General features: G+C 40.2%; 9 protein-coding genes. 8 read left to right on the top strand and 1 reads right to left on the bottom strand.

The annotated features are described in order from the left end of the window. The 4 genes from LC574_RS19530 to LC574_RS19515 form a co-directional block, all read left to right on the top strand. A partial coding sequence (locus tag LC574_RS19530) for an HlyD family efflux transporter periplasmic adaptor subunit (RefSeq protein ID WP_229455034.1) occupies positions 1-448 on the top strand: 448 nt, incomplete at its 5' end. After that, the gene (locus tag LC574_RS19525; protein ID WP_229455033.1) at positions 438-578 is read left to right on the top strand and encodes a hypothetical protein; all 141 of its coding nucleotides are present in this window, start codon (positions 438-440) and stop codon (positions 576-578) included. The genes LC574_RS19530 and LC574_RS19525, both read left to right, overlap by 11 nt. Positions 579-602: 24 nt before the next feature. Continuing rightward, the gene (locus tag LC574_RS19520; RefSeq protein ID WP_229455032.1) at positions 603-1,394 is read left to right on the top strand and encodes a peptidylprolyl isomerase; all 792 of its coding nucleotides are present in this window, start codon (positions 603-605) and stop codon (positions 1,392-1,394) included. A 437-nt stretch (positions 1,395-1,831) separates the two neighbouring features. Next, on the top strand, positions 1,832-2,167 hold the full coding sequence (locus tag LC574_RS19515) for a hypothetical protein (RefSeq protein ID WP_229455031.1): 336 nt from the start codon (positions 1,832-1,834) through the stop codon (positions 2,165-2,167). Positions 2,168-2,571: 404 nt separating this feature from the next. On the opposite strand, the gene LC574_RS19510 is transcribed toward LC574_RS19515, so the two are convergent. Beyond that, positions 2,572-2,709, bottom strand: coding sequence for a hypothetical protein (locus tag LC574_RS19510; protein ID WP_229455030.1), 138 nt, complete (start codon positions 2,707-2,709; stop codon positions 2,572-2,574). Between the two features lie 624 nt (positions 2,710-3,333). Here LC574_RS19510 and LC574_RS19505 point away from each other — a divergent pair. The 4 genes from LC574_RS19505 to LC574_RS19490 all read left to right on the top strand — a co-directional run. After that, positions 3,334-3,627: a hypothetical protein gene (locus tag LC574_RS19505; RefSeq protein ID WP_229455029.1), complete on the top strand. Its 294-nt coding sequence runs from the start codon at positions 3,334-3,336 to the stop codon at positions 3,625-3,627. A gap of 943 nt (positions 3,628-4,570) precedes the next feature. Further along, positions 4,571-5,005 carry a hypothetical protein gene (locus LC574_RS19500; protein ID WP_229455028.1) on the top strand — a complete coding sequence of 145 codons (435 nt, stop codon included), beginning with the start codon at positions 4,571-4,573 and terminating at the stop codon, positions 5,003-5,005. 395 nt (positions 5,006-5,400) lie between these two features. Beyond that, positions 5,401-6,450 carry a calcium-binding protein gene (locus LC574_RS19495; protein WP_229455035.1) on the top strand — a complete coding sequence of 350 codons (1,050 nt, stop codon included), beginning with the start codon at positions 5,401-5,403 and terminating at the stop codon, positions 6,448-6,450. Positions 6,451-6,606: 156 nt separating this feature from the next. Next, a partial coding sequence (locus LC574_RS19490) for a calcium-binding protein (protein ID WP_368736707.1) occupies positions 6,607-6,855 on the top strand: 249 nt, incomplete at its 3' end.

Here is a 6,855-nt window from a genome sequence, read left to right as displayed (position 1 = left end):
GCCAATTAATGGGGTGATTTTTGAATTACCCACCACGAAGCCGGGAGCAGTAGTACAACTCGGTCAAAGGATTGCCCAAATCGCACCCAAGAATGCAGACTTCGTACTCAGAGCTAATATGCCTAATCAGGATAGTGGTTTCTTGAAGGTAGGAATGCCAGTTAAAGTCAAGTTTGATGCCTATCCTTTCCAGGAGTATGGCATCGTGCCAGGGAAAGTTACTTGGATCTCTCCTGACTCGAAAATTACCCAAACTCCCCAAGGGAACATCGAAAACTATGAATTAGAAATCACCTTAGATCAGCAGTATGTCGAAAATGGCAACAAACGTATCCCATTAGGTGCCGGTCAGACAGCAAATGCTGAAGTGATCATTCGCCAACGCCGCGTGATTGATTTTGTTTTAGATCCGTTCAAGAAACTGCAAAAAGGCGGTTTTGAAATTTAGTCAGAGCGATGCCTACCGAGGAAAGCTACGCACTGGAAAAAATACGACAAGGGAGATAAGAGGAATAATCAATGCCCAATGCCCCATGCCCCATGCCCCATGCCCCATGCCCAATGCCCCATGCCCTTAATTAAATTATTGGAGATATCGTGTTATGCCCCACAGTCTGACAATTTCCAGTTCAGATATTATTCACAGTCTTAAACTCTCCTGTCAGATACCTGATGTAGTGGAGGCGATCGCATCGCAAAGCATCATTACCAAAGCAGCTCAAGAGCTAGGAATTACGGTCACACCAGAAGAACTACAGCAAGAAGGAGATGGCTTAAGGTTTGCTAAGAAGCTTGTCAAAGCTAAAGACACTTGGGCATGGCTAGAAAAACACCACCTGTCTGTGAATGAGTTTGAAGAATTAGCTTACAATAACATCCTTTCGCAGAAGTTAGCAAATCATTTATTTTCTGATCAACTCGAAAAGCACTTTTATGAACACCAACTAGATTATGTCGCCGCCGTTACCTACGAAGTCGTCTTTGAGGATCGAGACTTGGCTTTAGAGCTTTTTTATGCCCTAGAAGAAGGCGAAATTAATTTTCCTGAAATTGCTCGTTTATATATTCCAGAACCAGAACTCCGCCGTGCTTATGGATATCAAGGACTCCGATACCGCAAAGATTTTCGCCCAGAGATTGCAGCAGGTGTATTTGCTACTGTACCGCCAAAAGCTCTCAAACCGATTACAACTCCCAAAGGGGTGCATTTAATTTGGGTGGAAGAAATTATTCAACCCCAATTAGATGAACAATTGCGCCAAAAAATCATTACAGAATCATTTTCTAATTGGTTAAAGCAACAAATCAATGCGATGAAAATTGTCACTCAGTTCGACTCAGATGTTGTGCGATCGCAAGAGGAATTGCTAGATATGTCCGGCGAGCAAAACTAAATAGGTGATGAAATTGCAAATGTTTTTGTAGCTAAATATATTCTCTGACTTAGGGTAGATGTCTATAGCTTATACAAATGTTAGTAATGTATTGTTTGCTTAAAAGTTTGATATAAAATTTCTATTTTTAATTTTTTGTAAATACATCTATAGATAGAGATATTTTTCTACCTATACAAAATAACTTCAATACCTATAAAGCTTGTTAGGCAGGAATAATTTTAATCAATGCTTAAATTTTTTAGCTATTTTTGATTAGTTTAATTAATCCTATTTTTGATGATTTGTCGTGTAATGGATTAATTATTTTAATGACTTTTATTATTCAAAAACATTGACTTTTTCTAGAAATAAAGTATAGTAATTGTGTGTCGAAAAAAATAAGTGGCTTACGCCAAAAACACTCAAAAGAGTTTCAATTATCAGGAGAAACTAAAATGATTATTTCTGATATAAACTACTTGGAAAATTCCTTTGAAGAAATTTTCGGTGGTCGTGGTACTAGCATCGACAACTTGTTTGTTACAAACAAGACAGTTACAGCTAATGTTGATGAAACCTTCACCAAGACAATTACCACTAACTTGGGTGGTTTAACAGGAAATGTTGCCGAATTAGTTGTTAGCGCTGATGCTACTGGCGACAATACCTTCACCAGCGTCATTGGTGGTGTGCAAACCGAAAACAATCGCTCTGAAACTTTCGTTAACGCTATTTCTGCTACTATTCAGAATGGAACTCCTAACAACCAACAGGTAGCAAGGGCCCACTAACCCACGTTTTTAAATGTGGGATTGAAAACTTGGATACCGCAATTCTTACGCTACGCGTCTCGAAAAACATCTTTTTTTGAGTGAGCTTCAGACTCACAGCTAAAGTTTAAAAATTATTTTGTGTTCCCTGTTAAGGCTTTTCTATCCCTTTTTCGGTAAAAGAAGTTATTGGATTTTAACCTTGGTTCTGATCAATAGTAATTTGGATGCGTTTGCCCTGGCTCAGACGCAAATTTGCGATCGCACGAATAATTACTAGATATATTATTTACCAAAACTAAATAGGTATTAAATTCCAAAAGTTTTTTTAGCTAACTATCTTCTCTGAATATAAGGTAGATTTTTCTAGAGTTAGAGGATGTTTGAAAAGTCCTCTTTTCAGTAGCGAAACGTTCTAGATCCCCCTAAATCCACGCCAGTTGCTCATGGGGGAAACCCCCAAGATACTTCGGGTTCGGCAGTCCCCCAGAGGCTTGTTGCGCTAAAGCGTCTCCCCTTCTCCCAAAGGGAGAGGCTAACGCCAAGGGAGAAGACTCGCTCATAGCGTTGCTATGCCGTTCGCGCAGCGTCTTGAGTGCGAGTGCGTCTTTGTTCGTGCAGCGTCTTTGATAGGAGAAGGAGAAGAGAAGGCTTTACGCTGCGTTAACGACGGGAACCGCCAAGACGGGGGCTGCCTCACTGCACTGGCTCCGTGATAAATTGGGGGACTTTGATTTTGGTTCCCCCCAATTTATCGGGGGGTTAGGGAGGATCAATAAGTGCAAAGATACAGCCAACGACTTTTCAAACAACCTCTTAGAAAATGTTGCTGATGCTGCTATTGTTTGCTTAAAAATTTAATATTTTTTCGTTTTGTCTATTTTGTAAATACATCTGCAAAATGCTATTTTAGCGCGATTAGAAACTTAAATTAAATCGCTAAAACTCTTGATGGGCAGTAAAAAATCTAATTACTGTTTAATTTTAGTATGCTTGTTTTTACTTTTAAATAATGCTTCTATATAATCCTTTTAAGCAGAAAGTATATTAGTTTTTTTAATAAGAGTTTTTTGAAAAAAGTATTGACTTTCCTGAGAAATGAATTATAGTAATAATGTGGCTGACAAAAACAAGTTTGTAACGCCAAAGATTCCGCAAATAATTTACAACTTTCAGGAGAAACTCAAATGATTATTTCTGATCTAAACTACTTGGAAAATACCTCTGAAGAAATTCTCGGTGGTCGTGGTACTAACATCGCCAACATCTTCACAGCAGACAAGAGAGTTACAGCTGTTGTTGATGAAAGATTCAACAAGGTAGTTAACACTAACTTGAATGGTATCCAAGGAAACACTGCTGAATTAGTTGTTAGCGCTGATGCTACCGGAAACAGAACCTTCAGCAGCGTTGTTGGTGGTGTTCAAGTCGAAGACAATCGCTCTGAGACTTTCGTTAACGCTATTGCTGCTACCGTATAATGTGGCTAACAAAGACAACTTTGTAACGCCAAAGATTCCGCCCAAAGTTCCCTAATAATTGATCCAACTGGATTAGTTAAGCTTAAGCCTAAAAACAAAAGCAGGTTAGAGTGAGTAAGAAAACCAACACTCCATAGCAATTGTTTTGTTGGGTTATCTTGTACTCTACTCAACCTACTGTTGGATGTTCAAAGATTGCTGAAAACTATCTTGGTTTATAGTTTTCAGCAATTTTCTAAATTCGATTCAATGTTAACACAGTTAGTTAGACAGTTGCAAGACTTACCTCTTTACGCAAGGTGATATCTGTTTGTTAATGTAGGAAGGCTCTTCTCAAGTCGAGTAATGCTAGGGTAGCTCCTCCAAAGTTCAGCATCTAAACAAGTACCATACTCAGTAAACCAAAACATTTTTAGAAGTCTTACCATCTGGACATTTCAGCTAAAGCCAGGGATATCACAAAACTCACAAAACAACGTTAACTTCAGCATAAGAGACGATACCCCTAGTTACCTTCAAGCGGTAAGCATTACCCATACCATCAAGCTTATCGCTCTATTACTAATGGTGTTTGCTTCCTGATTCGTAAGGGCACAAACCTCTACTATTACGTTCGTTTTCAGTTTGTGGCTACTCATACTTGAGCTTTAGTATCATAATCTGTCAAAGAAGAGGAAAGGGGCCAGGGGGCACAAAGCTTAGGGGAGAACGCCATAAATAAATTTATGTCTGCTGAAACTTGGACGTATTATTTCCTGTCGTAATGCATCTCGAAATAAATATTTAACATTAAGCATCAATAAATTTCTTTGCTCTGAAACCCTCTTGGTAGGGAAATTACACCATCTTCTCCCCTGCTCCCTGCTCCTTGCTCCTCTCCTCTCTGGTCAAGTCGGTATTAGTCGGTATTATATTATATCTAGCAAGATCAAGAGGAAATCTAATGAGCAGTATTTTTTTGACAGGTCTGTCCTACGTCAATCCGAGTGGTGCCGGCGGCAGCATTAACGTCAGCATTTCTTCCCCTACAGGTTTAACCATTAACAGGAGTGAAGAAGTTTTCGTACCCGGAGCAACATCCTATAGGATTACCGTGGTAGCTACGAATTCCTACACCGCAGGTAACGCGAACGATTTGCTATTAGGAGGTCAAGATAACAGTACTTTCGTCAGCAATTTAGGCACTGATACACTTACCAGAGGTACTAATCGCAGTTTATTTCTAGGTACAACAACAACTTCTGCTTCTGGGCGTGCTAATGTCATCACTGATTTGAATTCATCTTTAGGTGATGGGATTGGGATAGGAATAAATAATAACCTGTTAAGCAACTTCGGATTTATAGGCTTCAATTTGATAGGTGATAGTTTCCTGTGAGGGGCTAATTTAGCCTATTTTTAGGGCAGTTTTTACAAATATTTTTGAGTAAAACAATAATTTAGCAATGAACCTAACGCTCAAAAATAGCTAAGAGGATGTTTTAAAAGTCCTATTGTTGCTATCAACACGTTTTAGATCCTCCTAAATCCCCCTTTTTAAAGGGGACGAGCAAGCGACTTCAGTCGTGGGGTAATAATTACGAATTACGTTAGCGTAGCGGTAGCGAGGAACGAGCGTCATTATAAATTACGAATTATTTTGACCGACTGGCATGGGTTAGGGGGATCGAGAAGTGTCTAAAATCACAGCAAAATACTTTCAAAACATCCTCTTAGGATGATTACCCACTACACATTGGCAACTTCAACCAAGAATTTGCGAGGTAAAAAAATATGGCAATTCTAGAAATAAATGACAGCAACAATATAGGAGACAATAATAATGCTGATGAGATCGCGAATCTTTTTAGTCGTAGGAACGATATCTTGACCGGGAGAGACGGTAATAACGGTACATCTGGAGGTAGGAGTAGTTTATTACAAGGAACTAGCGGCAACGATCTATTAAATGTCCCAGGAGGAAACACTAATACTAAGAGTTACACGATTTTTGGTCTTGGTGGTAACGATACTTTGACTGGGGGAGGCGGTAATGACAAGATATTTACAGGTATCAGTGGTAATTCCCTACTGAATGGGGGAGATGGGAATGACAACTTGTCTGGCAACCTTGGTAACGATACCCTGAATGGGGGTAGCGGTGATGATCAGCTGAGTGGAAGTCTTGGTGATGACTTGCTGAATGGGGATAGCGGCGATGATACCCTCCTTGGAAGTCTCGGTAATGACACCCTGAATGGGGGACTCGGAAATGATAATCTCTCCGGAAGTGCAGGGGATGACTTTCTTTTTGGGGATGCTGGCAATGACACCCTCGATGGAGGTCAGGGTAGTGATGTAATATTTGGGGGCGATGGTAATGATAGTCTAACTGGAAGCCTTAGCGGCTCTCCTGATGCTCCTGAAGGATTTTTTGAGGACTTTCTCGTAGGGGGTGCTGGTAGTGACACTCTCAATGGATTTGGCGCTGGTGCAGGATCAGGTGGTGATGCTACCGTAGAATTATTTGAGAGAGATCAATTAATAGGTGGCGGTGCGGTTGACAGAAACGGCATCGTCACAGACGTTTCTGGCGATGGCGTGAAAGATTTCTTTGTGCTTGGGGATGCGAAAGGCGCTTTTTATACAGCTGCTGGTGACAGGGACTATGCTCTTATTTTGGGCTTTGAGAAAGGTATTGATCAGTTGCAACTTAGTCCAGCTGTGACTTATCAACTTGAAACTAAATCTCAGATAACTCAGCTTGATACTTTGATTTTCGCCAAACTTCCTGCTGGTAATGAGCTAATTGCAATTGTAGCAAACGTTGACCTGACTACATAGGTATGGCTCATCATCAATAGAACATGAAATTAACAATACCTTGTTTGTGGTAAAGAGTAGTATAGATGCGATCGCCCTGCTTAAACCAAGAATATAAATAATATTTAAGCAGCAACGCAGATAATAGTAAAGTTTACAACTTTAGGAGACAAAAATATGGCAATCTTACAAGGAACTAACGCCGATGATACCCTCAATGGGGGTAGCAATAACGATAGCCTTAATGGAGGTCTTGGTAATGACTTGCTTTTTGGGAATGGTGGCAATGACACCCTCAATGGTGCTGGTGACGATAACTTGAATGTTGACTCTTCATTAGGCAATAATCTGCTCTCTGGGGGCGATGGCAATGATTTTCTCTCCGCTTCTGGCTACGCGTCCGGCATAGGCATCTCTTTTAGGGAT

The organism is Nostoc sp. CHAB 5715, assembly GCF_020829685.1.
Classification (GTDB): Bacteria; Cyanobacteriota; Cyanobacteriia; order Cyanobacteriales; family Nostocaceae; genus Nostoc.
Note: the sequence above shows the minus strand (reverse complement) of the source record. Positions and strands in the feature narration are given on the sequence as shown.

Excerpts from the sequence above, each read along its gene's own strand:
- LC574_RS19520 (WP_229455032.1), top strand. The coding sequence starts at position 603 with ATGCCCCACAGTCTGACAATTTCCAGTTCAGATATTATTCACAGTCTT.
- LC574_RS19515 (WP_229455031.1), top strand. The coding sequence starts at position 1,832 with ATGATTATTTCTGATATAAACTACTTGGAAAATTCCTTTGAAGAAATT.
- LC574_RS19510 (WP_229455030.1), bottom strand. The coding sequence starts at position 2,709 with ATGAGCGAGTCTTCTCCCTTGGCGTTAGCCTCTCCCTTTGGGAGAAGG.
- LC574_RS19505 (WP_229455029.1), top strand. The coding sequence starts at position 3,334 with ATGATTATTTCTGATCTAAACTACTTGGAAAATACCTCTGAAGAAATT.
- LC574_RS19500 (WP_229455028.1), top strand. The coding sequence starts at position 4,571 with ATGAGCAGTATTTTTTTGACAGGTCTGTCCTACGTCAATCCGAGTGGT.
- LC574_RS19495 (WP_229455035.1), top strand. The coding sequence starts at position 5,401 with ATGGCAATTCTAGAAATAAATGACAGCAACAATATAGGAGACAATAAT.